Below are 462 nucleotides of genomic sequence, written 5' to 3' on the forward strand. Positions count from 1 at the left end.
TGATTTTTCATGAGTTTTCTTACGTTCTACATGAACCTTCTGTAAGTCTTCTATAGAAAGTTTCTTTAAGTTTTCTTCTAATAAACCAACTTGTATTTTTGGTAACTCATCGAACACTTCTTTCTTCAGTGGTTCACCTACATAAGATAGAAGTTGTTCACGTTGTGTTTGCCAATGTTGTGAGCTGAAGAATCCTGGATTGAATAGTGATAGGAAAGCTTGTTTATCAAACAACTCATCTACAAATGATTCGAACTCTTTAGCCTTTTTAGGAACTTCATTAATGAAGTACTTAGCAGCTTTCTTTTGAGCTTTACCAATTAAAATATCCTTTTCGTCTACTTGGATAAGGAGTTCTACTTTCGTTTCTGCATCTTCATTGCCGATAGGTTTCGGTTCGTTTTTAGTTCCGTATGGATCAATGCCGTATAAAACCCATGTAATCGCTTCGCCTATAGATGA

At 35.1% G+C, this 462-nt stretch carries 1 protein-coding gene; it reads right to left on the minus strand.

Going from position 1 to position 462, the window contains the following annotated elements; genetic code table 11:
- Nucleotides 1-462: ATPase (locus tag MR113_RS27450; RefSeq protein ID WP_242257490.1), on the minus strand; the 462-nt coding region annotated here is incomplete at both ends.

It is taken from the genome of Bacillus cereus group sp. BfR-BA-01379 (assembly GCF_022663605.1).
Taxonomy (GTDB): domain Bacteria; phylum Bacillota; class Bacilli; order Bacillales; family Bacillaceae_G; genus Bacillus_A; species Bacillus_A mobilis.